12 protein-coding genes and 1 pseudogene are annotated in these 13,616 nt (G+C 66.3%); 5 read left to right on the top strand and 8 right to left on the bottom strand.

What is annotated here, in order from left to right; translation table 11 throughout:
- Positions 1–12: 12 nt before the first annotated feature.
- Positions 13–2,118 carry a transglycosylase SLT domain-containing protein gene (locus tag HBF25_RS16030; RefSeq protein WP_166950152.1) on the bottom strand — a complete coding sequence of 702 codons (2,106 nt, stop codon included), beginning with the start codon at positions 2,116–2,118 and terminating at the stop codon, positions 13–15.
- A 146-nt stretch (positions 2,119–2,264) separates the two neighbouring features.
- Here HBF25_RS16030 and HBF25_RS16025 point away from each other — a divergent pair, with 146 nt between their 5' ends.
- Positions 2,265–3,896 carry a glycoside hydrolase family 17 protein gene (locus HBF25_RS16025; protein WP_166950150.1) on the top strand — a complete coding sequence of 544 codons (1,632 nt, stop codon included), beginning with the start codon at positions 2,265–2,267 and terminating at the stop codon, positions 3,894–3,896.
- 195 nt (positions 3,897–4,091) lie between these two features.
- Here HBF25_RS16025 and HBF25_RS16020 read toward each other — a convergent pair whose 3' ends face one another.
- From HBF25_RS16020 to HBF25_RS16000, 5 genes are all read right to left on the bottom strand, one after another.
- Positions 4,092–4,472 (bottom strand): hypothetical protein, encoded by a 381-nt coding sequence (locus HBF25_RS16020; RefSeq protein WP_166950148.1) that lies wholly within the window; start codon positions 4,470–4,472, stop codon positions 4,092–4,094.
- A gap of 4 nt (positions 4,473–4,476) precedes the next feature.
- Positions 4,477–5,289, bottom strand: coding sequence for an endonuclease/exonuclease/phosphatase family protein (locus tag HBF25_RS16015; protein WP_166950146.1), 813 nt, complete (start codon positions 5,287–5,289; stop codon positions 4,477–4,479).
- A gap of 88 nt (positions 5,290–5,377) precedes the next feature.
- Entirely contained in the window at positions 5,378–6,034 is a 657-nt protein-coding gene (locus tag HBF25_RS16010) for a thiol:disulfide interchange protein DsbA/DsbL (RefSeq protein ID WP_166950144.1), read from the bottom strand.
- Between the two features lie 31 nt (positions 6,035–6,065).
- Positions 6,066–6,962: a thiol:disulfide interchange protein DsbA/DsbL gene (locus tag HBF25_RS16005; protein WP_166950142.1), complete on the bottom strand. Its 897-nt coding sequence runs from the start codon at positions 6,960–6,962 to the stop codon at positions 6,066–6,068.
- Positions 6,963–7,045: 83 nt separating this feature from the next.
- Complete coding sequence (locus HBF25_RS16000; protein WP_243853273.1) at positions 7,046–7,867, bottom strand: c-type cytochrome; 822 nt, start codon at positions 7,865–7,867, stop codon at positions 7,046–7,048.
- A 164-nt stretch (positions 7,868–8,031) separates the two neighbouring features.
- Here HBF25_RS16000 and yihA point away from each other — a divergent pair, with 164 nt between their 5' ends.
- Positions 8,032–8,679: a ribosome biogenesis GTP-binding protein YihA/YsxC gene (yihA, locus tag HBF25_RS15995; protein WP_166950140.1), complete on the top strand. Its 648-nt coding sequence runs from the start codon at positions 8,032–8,034 to the stop codon at positions 8,677–8,679.
- 206 nt (positions 8,680–8,885) lie between these two features.
- On the opposite strand, the gene HBF25_RS15990 is transcribed toward yihA, so the two are convergent.
- The gene (locus HBF25_RS15990; RefSeq protein WP_243853279.1) at positions 8,886–9,377 is read right to left on the bottom strand and encodes a GAF domain-containing protein; all 492 of its coding nucleotides are present in this window, start codon (positions 9,375–9,377) and stop codon (positions 8,886–8,888) included.
- A 73-nt stretch (positions 9,378–9,450) separates the two neighbouring features.
- Between HBF25_RS15990 and bioD the strand changes: the two genes are divergently transcribed.
- The 3 genes and pseudogenes from bioD (at position 9,451) to dcp (ending at position 12,844) form a co-directional block, all read left to right on the top strand.
- Positions 9,451–10,122 (top strand): dethiobiotin synthase, encoded by a 672-nt coding sequence (bioD, locus tag HBF25_RS15985; RefSeq protein ID WP_166950136.1) that lies wholly within the window; start codon positions 9,451–9,453, stop codon positions 10,120–10,122.
- 36 nt (positions 10,123–10,158) lie between these two features.
- A complete protein-coding gene (locus HBF25_RS15980; protein WP_166950134.1) occupies positions 10,159–10,494 on the top strand; it encodes a hypothetical protein in 336 nt (111 codons plus the stop codon).
- Between the two features lie 171 nt (positions 10,495–10,665).
- Positions 10,666–12,844 (top strand): annotated as a pseudogene (dcp, locus tag HBF25_RS15975) (peptidyl-dipeptidase Dcp).
- 63 nt (positions 12,845–12,907) lie between these two features.
- On the opposite strand, the gene HBF25_RS15970 reads toward dcp, so the two are convergent.
- Positions 12,908–13,375 carry a hypothetical protein gene (locus HBF25_RS15970; protein WP_166950132.1) on the bottom strand — a complete coding sequence of 156 codons (468 nt, stop codon included), beginning with the start codon at positions 13,373–13,375 and terminating at the stop codon, positions 12,908–12,910.
- Between the last annotated feature and the right edge of the window lie 241 nt (positions 13,376–13,616).

Genomic DNA, 13,616 nt, shown 5'->3' with positions numbered 1-13,616 from the left:
CGCCGCCAAGCATCAGCGCTGGGGCTCCTCCGGCGTGGGTGCCGAGGATGCCTCGGCAGGTGCAGGTTCCGCGACAGCCGGGGTGGCCGGCGGCGAGGGCTTGCTCACGACGGGGGCGGGGCAGCTCACCGGCTTGCGCACGGCACCCGACGACGGCAGTGAATAGGTGCTGCCGATGCGGGTCATGCGCGAGCCGATGGACAGCGCATTGCCGTTGAGGCGCCAGTCGTAGATCACGGCAAAGGCCATGACACGCGCGACATATTCGCGGGTTTCCTTGTAGGGAATGCTGGCCACGAAGAGATCCGGATCAAGGGTGCCGCGGGCGGACAGCCACTGGTCGACCTTGTTCGGGCCGGCGTTGTAGGCGGCACTGGCAAGCCACGGGGCTCCGTTGAAGCGGGCCGCCATCTGCGAGAGATAGCGAGTACCCAGCACGATGTTGGTGCTGGGGTCGTACAGGCTCTCGCCGCCGCCCCACGACAGGCCGTTGCGCTTGGCGACGTTCGCCGCCGTGGCGGGCAGCAGTTGCATGAGGCCACGGGCATCGGCGCCGGAGCGGGCGTCGCTCATCCAGGCACTCTCGGCGCGGATGATCGCGTACGCCCATGGCGCCTCGATGCCAGCCTGGCTCGACTGTTCCACCACGCCATCCTGGCGGGCGAGCGGGAAGCGCTGTTCGTACAGGCGCAGCGCTTCGCCGGACGACAGGCCGAACACGGCGCGGTCGTACCAGCCCTTGCGGAAGGCGAGGTCGGCGGCGAGGCGCTGGGTGTCCGCGTCCCGGCCGGCCAGTGCGGAGGACCATTCGCGACGGGCGTATTTCTGCAGGCCCACGGCGTACAGCTCGAAAGCACGGTCGAGGCCGGGGTCGTTGAGCAGTGCGGCTTCGCGACGCTCATCGGTAGGCATTGTCACCGGGCAGATAGCGTAGGCGGTGTCGATGCGGTCGGCCGAGAGAAAGCCGAAGTACGTGGCTTCCTGTGATACCGACTGGTAGAGCCTTTTCGCTTCGTCGTTGCGCCCCAGCTTGCCGAGGACCAGGGCGCGGAAGTAACGCCATTCGCCGTCATCCTTCTGCGTGGGCGACAGGGCGTCCAGCGCAGTGAGCGCAGCCGGCCAGTCCTGCCGGGCCAGGGCAACGCGCACGCGCCATTCGCGGCTGGCGTCGGTCTGGGCGGAAAGGGGCAGGGCGGCGAGGCGGTCGAGTGCCGACTCGTCGAAGTCGGTGGCGTGGAAGAGGGCCAGTGCGTTGAGCACGGCACCCTTCTGCTGCTCGCTCAGGGTGAACTTCGGTGCGAGCGTGGTCCATGCACCGTCGGCCACGCTGGACTGGCGACGGGCCATGCGTTGCAGGGCCAGCGTGACGGCCTGGCGATGGCGCGGCGTATCGGGCCAGTCGGCAGCCTGGCGCAGGGCGGTGGCCGGGTCGTTCAGCGCCAGCGCGATGCGCTGCGCGGCCGATGCGTCGGACGCCGGCAGCCACGGTGCCAGCGAGGCGATGGTGCCGCCCTTGCCGGCATCGGCCGCTACCTGGATGCGGGCCCACAGGCGTTCGCCGGTGAGCAGGCCGGCATCGTGCGCGGCGGAGAGCACCGGGTCGCAGCTGTTGGGCAGGCTGGGTTTCTTCCACAGGTCGGCAAGGTCGCGCTCGAACACCAGCGGCTCGTTGCGCGACAGCTTCGCCTGCAGGGCGTAGCAGGCCAGCGAATCGCCGAGGCCGGGCTGGTACATCGCGGCGAACGTGGTCCAGTCCTTGCGGCGTGCCAGCTCGCCGAGGAAGTCGCGGCGCAGGTCGGCGGCAGGGATCAGCCCCGGATAGCGGTTGAGGTAGGCGTCGACCCGGGCGCGGTCCAGCGTGCGCAGGTCGTGCGTGAGCGCCGCGGCTTCCAGGTAGGGGAACAGGACATAGTTCTCCAGCCCCGTGGCCTGGGTGCGCCAGGCATCGCCACCTTGCTGGCTGGCCGCCGCATAGGCCTGGCGGAAACGCATGCGCTGCGCGTCGGTGCCTTCGGCGGCGGCGCCCGGGGACTGGGCGATGACACAGACGACCAGGGCGAGGCCGGCGAGAAAGCGGAGCGGACGGGGGATGCGTCGCGATGCCTTGGAGGGGGCCATCGGGATTCCTTCACGGGGACGTACCCATCATTGTAGGAAACCCGCGCGTAAACCGGATGAACGGCCCGTTCCGGGGGAATCGCCCTGTCGCCTGCGGGCCGTTAAGCTAGTCCGGTTCGCCTCTTCGATTTCGTTACTGGAACGGCATGCCGCCTCTCAGCCCCTACGCGCGGTTCGCGCGACCGCTCGCATGGATCATCCTTATCGCCGCCGCGCTGTTCGGCGCCGGCTACTGGTGGCAGCTGGGTCGCCCGATCCCTTTGCCTGATTCGCCTACGGCGAAGATCGCCTGCGTGTCCTATGCGCCTTTCCGGCTGAAGGGCGAGACCCCGTTCGACGTCAACGCCTTTATTCCGCCCGAGCGGATCGAGGAAGACCTGAAGGCCCTCTCCACCCGCTTCGATTGCGTGCGTACGTATTCGATGGGGCAGGGGCTGGGTGCCGTACCGGATATCGCCGGTCGTTATGGCATGAAGGTGCTGATGGGCATCTGGCTCGGTCGCGATCCGGTGGCCAACGAGCGCGAGATCAAGCTGGGGATCGAGGCGGCCCGTCGTGACCACGACAGCCTGCGCGGCATCGTGGTGGGCAATGAGGTGCTGCTGCGCGGCGAGCTGCCCGAGAAGGCGCTTGCGGCTTATATCCGCCGGGTGAACGATGCCACCGATGTGCCGGTGACCTACGCCGATGTGTGGGAGTTCTGGCAGAAGCATCCGCGTCTTGCCGAGGCCACGGATTACCTCACCATCCATATCCTGCCGTACTGGGAAGACGAGCCGGTGTCCCCGGAGCGCGCCGTGCATCACGTCGCCGACGTCTACCAGCGCATGAAGGCCGAATTCCCCGGCAAGCGCATCATGATCGGCGAAACCGGCTGGCCCAGCGAAGGGCGCACGCGCCGCGACGCCAGCGCCAGCCTGGTGAACGAGGCACGTTACCTGCGCGAGTTCCTGAACTACGCGGCCACGGTGGACATGCCCTACAACGTCATCGAAGCCTTCGACCAGCCGTGGAAGCGTGATCTGGAAGGCACCGTCGGCGGTTACTGGGGCATCTTCGACGTGGATGCGAAGCCCAAGTTCGCCATGACCGGCCCCGTGGTGGAAGAGCCGCGCTGGGCCTGGGCCATCGCAGCGGGTGGCATCGGTGCCGTTATCTTCCTGCTGGCAGGTGCCTTCGGCCGTCGCTGGCACGGCGTTCAGGGCTGGCTCGCCCTGCTGCTTTCGGGATTTGCCGTGGGCACGGCGCTGGCGGCCCATGCGCGCCTGCTGCTGTTTGCCTGCCGCAATAACATCGAATGGGCGACGGGCATCGGCGTGGGCATCGTCGGCTTGCTCACCTCGCTCTCGCTGGCGCGCGCCGTTGCTTCGCGCCTGGCATCACCGGTGAACCCGGCGGCCGTCGCGCCGGCACCGCAGGAGCGTCGTCGCCTGGGCATCACCTGGTCCGATGCATTTACGCCGCAGCGTTTCTTCTGGATGTTCGTGCTGACGCTTTACGGCATCCTGCTGGTCTTCAACGGCCGTTACCGCGATTTCCCTATCGGGCTGTTCGCGTTGCCGTGCATCGGGTTTTTCCTGCTGGGTCTGTTGCGCACGCGTGAGGATGTCCTCATGCCGCTGGTCGAGGAGCGCCTGCTCGCCGTGTGGCTGGTGCTGCTCGGTGCGGCCGTGGTGGTGCAGGAGATCGGCGCCAACGTGGTGTCCTGGGGCTGGCTGCTGCTCAACCTGGCGCTGGCGATCCCGGTGCTTACGGCGTGGAAGCGGGCGCGGCGGTAATTCTGTATTCGCTTCGTACCGGTCGCGCGCGAGGCGCGCTCCTACAGGTACCCGGCCGCGCGCAAGCTGCGTTGTAGGAGCGCGCCTCGCGCGCGACCGGTACGAAGCAACGAGCTACCTGTAGGAGCGCGCCTTGCGCGCGACCGCACCAAGGCGAAACGCACCCGGCCGCCCCGCCGCGGCAAATCGCTCCGATCAAGCCGCAGCGACAGCTTCCCAGCGCTCGTACTGCACCCGCACCAGCCGCAACGCTCCGATCAGCAGCGCCAGTCCACCACCCTCGTAGCAATACAACTGCAAGGCGATCACCCCCAGGCATGCCGCCAGCACAGCCGTGCCGACACCGCGCCAGAACAGCGCCAGCAGCGCCACGACAATGGCGGCGTACCCATAGGCATAGGTAAGAAACCCCTGCACGATCAGCTCGCGCACGCCACACCACCACGGGCCACCCTTGCCCTCGCAGGCATGCGCGGCGTCGGACGGCTCGATGAAGCCATACCGGAGCACGGCGGCGCCGATGGCGACGATGAGGATGGCGACCCAGGGCAGGGCAGCGCGCAGGCTGGGTTTCATGGATCTATCTCGGTGAAGCCGTGCCTATCGCCTCGGCAAGCGACAGCGGCAGGCGGATTTCGGCGGCAAGCGGCAGATGATCGGAGAAGGCGCGGGGCAATGTCCACGTGCGATCGAGCGCGATGTCAGCCGAGGTGAGGATATGGTCGAGCGCACGCCGTGGCTTCCAGCTGGGGAAGGTGGGCGTGGCGATGGTGGGCATCTGCAGGGCGGTGCGCTCGAAAAGCAAACGCATTTCCGGGCTGGTGGGCTCGGTGTTGAGATCGCCCATCAGCACCGCGTGCGGATATGGCGCGAGCAGTTCGGCAATGAAACCCAGCTGCCCCATGCGCGCGGCGGCGCCGAGCGACAGGTGGGCAATCACCACCACAAGGGCGTGGGGACCCTCACCGAAACGCACGAACAGCGCGCCACGGCCCTTGATGCGGCCCGGCAGCGGATAGTCGATGACTTCGCTGGGTTCAATGCGGCTCAGCAGGCCGTTGGCCGAATGCGCGACACGGGCCATCGGTCGGTTCGGCTGGTGGCTCCAGAACGGCATGCCGGCGGCTTCGGCGATGTAGCGGGTCTGGTTGAGGAAACCCGAGCGCAGGCTGCCGGCATCGGCCTCCTGCAGGCCCACCACGTCGAATTCGTGCAGCAGGGCCGCCAGCGAATCGAGGTTGGCCAGTTTCGAGGAGCCGGGCAGCACGGCGTTGACGCTGCGGGTGACATAGTCGCTGTACCGCTGGACGCTCGCGCCGGCGAGGATGTTGCAGCTCAGCAGGCGCAGGGTGCGCTCGGGTGCGGCGGGCGATGGCGGCGAGGAGCGGGTCATGACGAAAGGGGAATCAGGTCTCTTCGGGCCGAGGCGGCAGAGGATGCCCCCCGTCGCGTGAACGGGGGGCATCGGCCCGGTGCGGGGATTACTTGCCGCCCTTGAGCTCGCGATCTACCAGGTACTTCGCCAGCGCATTGAGCTGGTCGAAATCCTTGATGCTTGCGCTGCGGTACTTCCCATCGACGACGATGGTCGGCGTGCCGTCCACGCCCCAGGCCTGGATCAGCTTGGTGTCGGCGAGGATCTTCGCCTTCACTTCCGGGCCGGTGGCGACGGCGACGAACTTCGCGCTGTCGACGTTGTAGTTCTGCTTGTACCAGTCGGCCATTTCTTCGATGGCGTTCAGCGGCATGTGCTGATCCCACTTCGCCTTGAACAGCTTGTCGGTAGATTCGTCGAGCTTGTTGGCCGGAACGAGTTTCTCGGCTGCGTAGTAGGCCTGGGCGAACGGCAGCCATGCGTCGTTGAAGGCAGCCGGGACGCGATGGAACACTACGTCCCTGGGCAGTTCCTTCTGGAGGGCCTCGACCTTGTCTTCGTAATGGGCGCAGTGGATGCAGCCGAACGAGAACACCTCGACGACCTCGACCTTGCCTTCCTTCGACAGACGCTGCTGGCTGGCCTGCGGAATGGTGACGTATTCGGTGCCGTCGGTGAACGTGGCCGCACCTTCGGCGGGCTTGGCGCTGCATGCCGTGGCCATGGCCAGGGTGACGAGCAGCAGCGAGAGACGCTTGAACATGGGAATCTCCGTGGGGTTTCGTGGTACGCGGTTACTTGCCCGCGGCTTCCTTGCTGATGAGCCACTGGGCGAGTTCGACCGCCTGCGGATAGCCGCCGGCCGAGCCCGGGGTGAAACGATATTTGCCGTTCACGACGATGGTGGGCGTGCTATCGACCTCGTAGGCGCGGATCAGTTCATCGGCGCGCTTCATCTTGGTGTTGATGGTGAAGGAGTTGGCCGTGGCGACGAAGTCTTCGGCCTTCACGCCGTGCTGCGCGTAAAACCTGGCCACGTCGTCGATGGTGGGCCAGGCGGACTGCGGCTTCGGCTTCTGCGTCTTCATGTCGAAGATGCCCAGTTCGCCGCTCTTGAACACGGCATCGAACATGGCGTCGTGAGTCTGCTTGTCCACGCCCAGGGCCTGCGCGGTGAGGTAGGCGCGCTGCAACAGCGGCCAGTTTTCATCGGGGCGGAACGAGGCCGGGGTGTAGGTCATCACCGCACCCTTGGGCAGGCTCTTGGCCAGCTCGTCGACCACGCCGTGGAACTGGAAACAGGCCGGGCAGCCGTACGAGAACACCTCGGTGACTTCGATCTTGCCCGGGCTGCTGGTGGGCTGGGCCGGATCGATGCGGAAATACTGCTTGCCTTCCACCCACTTGCCTTCATCGACGAACGGCTTCACGTCCGGGCGCTTGGCGTCGTCCGGGTCGGCGGCTGCGGCAGGAGCCGGTGCGGCCGAGGCGCTGCTGCCCGATGCGGCCGGCGCGGTGTTTGCCGTGGATGCCGGGGCCGGCGTCGCTGCCGGTGCGCTGGCCGGAGCCGCGGGTGCGCTGGCGGCCGTGGAGGCGGCCGGCGGCGGGGTGGTGCCGCCATCGCTGTTGCCGGAACCGCAGGCCGCAAGGCCGATCAGGGCCGCGCAGAGTAGGGGAAGGCGCATACGCATCGGATTCGTATCCTTTTTTTCGTGCCATCGAAATGAGAACGGGCCCGACGAGGGGCCCGTTCGATCTCCCAACTTTACCGTCTTCAGGGCGACGCGGGTGCGACAGGCGCCGCGGGCTCGGCGCTGTGCAGTCCCTCGATGTAGCTCGCCACGGCGCCGATGTCCTCTTGCGAGAGCTTTTGCGCTACGGCAGCCATGATCTTGACGTGTGGGCCGTCCTTCGACGCGTCGCGCGACGAATCGTTCCATGCCTTCAGGCGCGCCTCGATGTAATTGGCGTGCTGGCTGGTGAGCTGCGGATAGTGCGCCCCTGGGTTGCCGCGCCCGTCGGGGCCATGGCAGGCCATGCAGGCGGGGATGCCGTGATCGACGTCGCCCTCGCGGTAGAGCTTCTGTCCCGCGTCGACGTATTTCTGGTCGGCCACGCCCGGAAGGGCGGCCTTGGTGGCGAAGTAGGCGCCGACATCGTGCATGTCCTGCTCGGACAGCGCGGCGGCGAAGCCGGCCATGATCGGGTTGGAGCGCTTGCCCGACTTGAAGTCGGCCAGCTGGGCGGCGATGTACTGCTCGCTCTGGCCGGCCAGCTTCGGGTATTGCGGATCGGTGGAGTTGCCATCCATGCCGTGGCATGCGCCGCAGGCGGCGGCCTTGCCCTGGCCAGCGGTGGCATCGCCCGGTTTGGTGGCGACCGTGGCTTCGCCCGATGGGGCGGAAGCGGTGGCGGCGTCGGTCTTCGGCATACCCGGCGTGGCCGGATCGGCGGCTGCGTTGGCGCCCGGTTTGGCGGCGGTACCGGCTGGCGCGGGCGCGCTGGTCGGCTTGGCTGGATCGGTGGACTGGGCAACAACAGCGGCGCTCATGACGAGCGTCGCGAACATGGCAGCGGCGGCGTGCCGGAACTTCATAAGCGTCTCCGTAAGGGGATACTTCTCATGACCGGGCGTGCTCCCTGCCACGCCTCATCCAAATGATTATGGGGGTGTGTTCGGAGCCCGGTCAAACGGCAGCTCAAGTGGCCAGGGGCCATATCGCATACACTGCCCGGCCACGTGTCACCCGTATCGACGCCATGTCCTCCAATACGCTCAACGGCGCCCGCTTCGTGCTGGCCGCGAATGAAATCACCCAGCTGCCCTACGACCAGGGTGCGGAAGTCGCCTTCGCCGGTCGCTCCAACGCGGGCAAGTCCAGTGCGCTCAACGCGCTCACGGGCCACACCGGGCTGGCGCGCACCTCGAAGACACCGGGCCGCACGCAGCTCATGGTGGTATTCGACCTGCCGCCGCTGAAGGGGCCCGAGGGCACGTCGCCACTGGAGGCACGCCTGGTCGATCTGCCCGGTTACGGCTACGCCAAGGTACCTGAGGCCATGCGCGCGCACTGGCGCGGCGAGATCGACGCCTACCTGAAAATGCGCCGCAGCCTGCGTGGCATCGTGCTCATCGTGGATATCCGCCATGAACTGAAGGACTTCGACCGCACGATGATCGAGTTCTGCGCGGCGACGGAGCTGCCCTGCCATGTGCTGATGACCAAGGCGGACAAGATCTCGCGCGGGCAGGCGTCCAAGGCGCTCGAAGCGCTGCGCAAGGAGTTCCGCACGCAGGGCGTGGCGGGTACGGCGCAGGTCTTCTCGTCGCTGGCGAAGACCGGTGTCGAGGAAGCGCGGGCACGCATCGTCGAATTGCTGCATACGCCGCGCCCGCACGAGCTGTAAGACATCGGCTGCGCCAGGGCCGGCCTTTTCGCCCGTCCGGTCGCGCGCAAGGCGCGTTCCGAGGTTGCGGCTTCGCCGCCGTGTCCTGATTCGCGCGCGAGGCGCGCTCCTACAGACGCCGCTCCGGTCCGGTCGCGCGCAGGCGCGCTCCTACAGGGCAGGGGGTAGGAGCGCGCCTGCGCGCGACCGGCATATGCGGAAACCGATCAGCCAGCGATAGCCTTCATGAAGGCCTCGCAAAGCGCTTCCATGCCCTTGCGGTCTTCGTCGTCGAAACGCCCCACCACCGGGCTGTCCACATCCCACACGCCGAACAGGCTGCCGTCGCCCTTCACCAGCGGCACGACAATCTCGGAATTGGATGCCGCGTCGCAGGCGATATGCCCTTCGAACTCGTGCACGTCGCGCACCAGCTGGGTCTGCCGGCTCTGCGCTGCCGTGCCGCAGACGCCTCGCCCGAGGGCGATGCGAATGCAGGCCGGCTTGCCCTGGAAGGGGCCCACCACGAGCTCGTTGCCGTCGAACAGGTAGAAACCGGCCCAATTGAGATCGGGCAGCACGTCATAGACCAGCGCAGCGAAATTGGCCGCATTGGCGATGGCGTTGGACTCGCCATGCATCAGGCCCTCGGCCTGCTGAACCAGTTCGGCATAAAGAGTGGCCTTGTCGTCGGCAGCGATGGCCTTGGCTTCGTACATGGCGGTTTCCACGGCGGAATCGGGGAGGGAAGCCGTGTATGGTGCCACGTCCCCACGCATGCAAGGCCGTTCCATGTCCCGTCATCTCTTCGTCGCCGGCACCGACACCGGCATCGGCAAGACCCATGGCGCCCAGGCGCTGGTGCATGCCTTCCGCCTGGCGGGTGAGCGCGTGGCCGGCATGAAGCCGGTCGCCAGCGGCTCGGAGCGCACGCCGGACGGACTGCGCAACGAGGATGCACTGGCCTTGCAGGCGGCCAGCGAGCCGCGTCCCGCCTATGACCTGGTAAACCCGCTGGCGATGGAGGCTGCCGTGGCGCCGCATCTGGCGGCCGTGCAGGAAGGCGTGGCCTTGCGCTGGGAGCCACTGGACGCCGCGTTCGAGTCGCTGACACAGAGCCACGGGCGGGTGATCGTGGAAGGCGTCGGCGGCTGGCTGGTGCCGCTGGCGCAGGACATGTCCGCCGAGGACATTCCCCGGCGCTGGAACCTCCCCGTGGTGCTCGTGGTGGGCGTGCGCCTGGGCTGCATCAGCCATGCACGTCTCACCGCACGTGCCATCGAGGCCGATGGCTGCCGCCTGGCCGGCTGGATCGCCAATCGCGTGGATCCGGACATGCCGCTGGCCGAAGAGAACATCGCCACCTTGCGTGAGCACCTCGATGCGCCCCTGCTGGGCGTGCTGCCACATGGCCTCGTGCCTGCCGAAGCCGCACGCCTGCTCGACCTCCGTCCCCTGACCTGACAGCGCCTTCACGAGCACCGACGTAAAGAATTCGCCATGACTACCTACTTTCTCTCCGTCAAGGACATGAGCAAGGCCAGGGGCCCGGACCCGGACCTGGCCTTCGAAGGCATCGGCCCGGAAAAGCTCGCGGCAGACATCGCCGACGCCATGCGCAGCGACAACCTGTTCCAGCGCTGGCGCGCAAAGCAGCCGGAGCCGGATGAAGTGGACGACAGCCTCGGCGTGACCGATGCCAGCGCGAGCGCCACGGGCGAACTGTCGAACGACCGCACCGACGTCAAACTCACCACCAGCCTGCCGATGCGCATCGTGAAGCACCGCCTCAACCTCTTGATCGGCAACAGCTGGGAACTACGCGACACCCGCTAAGGCCCCGTAGGAGCGCGCCTTGCGCGCGACCGCTACGAATCCCGCGATACATGGCTTCGTAGCGGTCGCGCGCAAGGCGCGCTCCTACAGGGTTACTTCCGGTGGTTGTCCCCGACCGGACGCGGCCGCTAGAGTCCCTGGTTTGACCAACCGCCAGGGGACCCTCCGTCCATGAAGGTACGCACGCTCGTGATCGCCACCTCGATCGCACTCACCACGGCCTGCTCGTCGTCGAACGACGCCGACAAGGCCCAGGCCCCGGTCGCCAGCGGCACGGCGGCTCCCGCCCCGGCCGCGACCGCTGCCGCCGCACCTGCCGCCCACGTGAACCCGCTGCTGACCAAGAGCGAGCTGCCGTTCGAGGCGCCGCCTTTCGACAAGATCGTCGATACCGACTTCCAGCCCGCCATCGAAGAGGGCATGAAGCAGGAACTGGCCGAAATCGACGCCATCGCCAATTCGACGGAAGAGCCCACCTTCGACAACACCATCGTCGCGATGGAGAAGTCCGGTGCGCTGCTGCGCCGCGCCATGAGCGTGTTCAGCGGCCTTACCGGCGCCAACACCAACGACACGCTGCAGAAGGTCGAGGAAGAGGAATCCCCGAAGCTCGCCGCGCATAGCGACGCGATCTACCTCAACGACAAGCTGTTCCAGCGCGTGAAGGCGCTGTACGACAAGCGCGATTCGCTGAACCTCGATCCGGAATCCGCCCGCCTGCTCGAAGTGAAGTACGACGACTTCGTGCACGCCGGTGCCAAGCTCTCCGAAGCCGACAAGACCAAGCTGAAGGAACTCAACAAGGAGTCCTCCACGCTCAGCACCAGGTTCACCAACCAGCTGCTCGCCGCCACCAAGGCCGGCGCCCTGACGGTAGACGACGTGAAAGCGCTCGACGGCCTGTCCGATGCCGATATCCAGGCCGCCGCGCAGGCCGCCAAGGATCGCAAGCTCGACGGCAAGTACGTCGTTACCCTGCAGAACACCACGCAGCAGCCGGCCCTGCAGGGCATGAACAACCGCGACACCCGCGAGAAGCTGTTCAAGGCTTCGTGGGAGCGCGCCGAGCACGGCGACGCCAACGACACGCGCGAGATCATCACGCGCATCGCGCAAGTCCGTGCCGAACAGGCCAAGCTGCTCGGCTTCCCGAACTACGCCGCATGGAAGCTCGACGACCAGATGGCCAAGAAGCCCGAGGCCGCCGAGAAGTTCATGGAGCGCCTGGTGCCGGCCGCCGTCGCCCGTGCCAAGTCGGAATCCAAGGACATCCAGGCCGCCATCGACCAGGACAAGGGCGGTTTCCAGGTACAGGCCTGGGACTGGGACCACTACGCCGAGAAGGTGCGCAAGGCCAAGTACGACCTCGACGAATCGCAGGTCAAGCCGTACTTCGAGCTGGACAACGTGCTGCAGAACGGCGTGTTCTACGCCGCCAACCAGCTCTACGGCATCACCTTCAAGGAGCGCAAGGACATCCCGGTATACCAGCCGGACGTCCGCGTGTTCGAAGTGTTCGACAAGGACGGCACCTCCATGGCGCTGTTCTACTGCGATTACTTCAAGCGTGACAACAAGAACGGCGGCGCCTGGATGAGCAACTTCGTCGACGCTGCTCGGTACCAAGCCGGTCGTGTACAACGTGGCGAACTTCACCAAGCCGGCACCGGGCCAGCCGGCGCTGCTGTCGTTCGACGACGTCACCACCATGTTCCACGAGTTTGGCCATGCGCTGCACGGCATGTTCGCCAACACGAAGTACGTGTCGCTGTCCGGTTCCAATACGGCACGCGACTTCGTGGAATTCCCGTCGCAGTTCAACGAACAGTGGGCCTCGGATCCGAAGGTCTTCGCCAACTACGCCAAGCACTACCAGACCGGCGCACCGATGCCGGATGAACTCGTCGCCAAGATCAAGAAGGCGAAGAGCTTCAACCAGGGCTATGCGATGAGCGAACTCATCTCGGCCGCGCTGCTCGACATGCAGTGGCACATGCTGCCGGCCGACGCGCCGAAGCAGGACGTGGACAAGTTCGAAGCCGAAGCCCTCAAGAAGGCAGGCTTCACCCTGCCGCAGGTACCGCCGCGCTACCGTTCGAGTTACTTCCAGCACATCTGGGGCAACGGCTACGCCGCCGGTTACTACGCCTACCTGTGGACGCAGATGCTCGATTCCGATGCCTTCGAGTGGTTCAAGGAGCACGGTGGCCTGACCCGTGAAAACGGCCAGATCTTCCGCGACAAGATCCTCTCGCGCGGCAATACGGAAGAACTGGGCAAGCTCTACCACGACTTCCGCGGCAAGGAGCCTAGCATCGAGCCGATGCTGAAGGATCGTGGCCTGAAGTAAGCCGCCATAACCCGGTGACGCAATAAGGCCCGGCATCTTGCAAAAGATGCCGGGCCTTCGTTTTCATGGGGTCAGGGTGATACTGGCAAGCCGTAGCGACCCGCCACGCCAGGTGATGCCCTGGATTTCGTTCAACGGACTTGACCGGTATTCAAGGTGCGTCCAGAGCGATCCACCGCCATCGTGTCCCACGTGCCGTGGCCGCGAGAAGCTGAAGGACTGCACTTCCTTCAGGCTGCGGCTTTCGATGAGTCCGATATGCGTGTCGGCGGTGATCCGGTCTACGCCAAGCCGGCAGATCATTGTTCCATAGGCCCGGCGGAACAGGATGCGGCAATCGATGTGAAGGCCGCCGACCCCGGTGAGCACCCGCTCGTTGTCGAGCTGCTCGATAAGCAACGCGGAGCCGCGAGTGTCGATGATGAATTCATCCATGACATAGATGCCTTGCTTGTCCAGCGTCCGGCAGTCGAGTGAGTTGAAATGGATGTCGACCGCAGATGTGCCGAGCGCGCCACGGCCTTCGGCCAACAGGGACCGCAGGCGAGTTTCGTCATCTGCACCACGTCTGGGCTTTGCCGGAGTTCTAGGCGGTTTTGCCGGCGCCCTAGCTCTTCCCGGCGCGGACACATTGGATGGGTATGGCGGGTTGCTGGTGACAAGTCGAACGGCCGGTAGCGACGTCATGTCGCATTCCTCCCTGGGTGGGTGGGCGTCGGGTACCGGCCGACGTAGGTTGTCTTGCGAGGAACACTGTCCATCCAACCGGGCG

Origin of the sequence: Luteibacter anthropi (genome assembly GCF_011759365.1) — a bacterium.
Classification (GTDB): Bacteria; Pseudomonadota; Gammaproteobacteria; order Xanthomonadales; family Rhodanobacteraceae; genus Luteibacter; species Luteibacter anthropi.
The sequence above is the reverse complement of the archived record's forward strand: the minus strand, read 5'-3'. Positions and strand labels throughout refer to the sequence as shown.